Below are 309 nucleotides of genomic sequence, written 5' to 3'. Positions count from 1 at the left end.
AGATACATTGCACCGAATAACCAAACTCGACCCATAATTTATCGTCAATAGAGATATCAGCCAGTAGTGCTGTTCCTTCAATCTTTGATTTAGCATCTTCGATTGCCCTATGTGTCGAAGCAGATTCATCAAAAGGGATCAGATACAAAATGGCAGTTTGACAACTGTTACCTTCAACCTTGCCAAGCTTAACTAAAGCGACCCCTGCCCCCCTGTTAGCCTCTGCGCCATCATAAGTCTGAGTGACAAATGAACCATGATTAGCTGAGTTACATCCGCTCAAAAGTACCAATATCGTCAATATAAGAA

The 309-nt window shown here is 41.7% G+C and carries 1 protein-coding gene; it reads right to left on the bottom strand.

What is annotated here, in order from left to right; all coding sequences use genetic code 11:
- Nucleotides 1–283: hypothetical protein (locus tag MTCD1_RS20915; protein ID WP_200818648.1), on the bottom strand; the 283-nt coding region annotated here is incomplete at its 3' end.
- Between the last annotated feature and the right edge of the window lie 26 nt (nt 284–309).

Source organism: Colwellia marinimaniae (assembly GCF_002207865.1).
Classification (GTDB): domain Bacteria; phylum Pseudomonadota; class Gammaproteobacteria; order Enterobacterales; family Alteromonadaceae; genus Colwellia; species Colwellia marinimaniae.
Note: the sequence above shows the minus strand (reverse complement) of the source record. Positions and strands in the feature narration are given on the sequence as shown.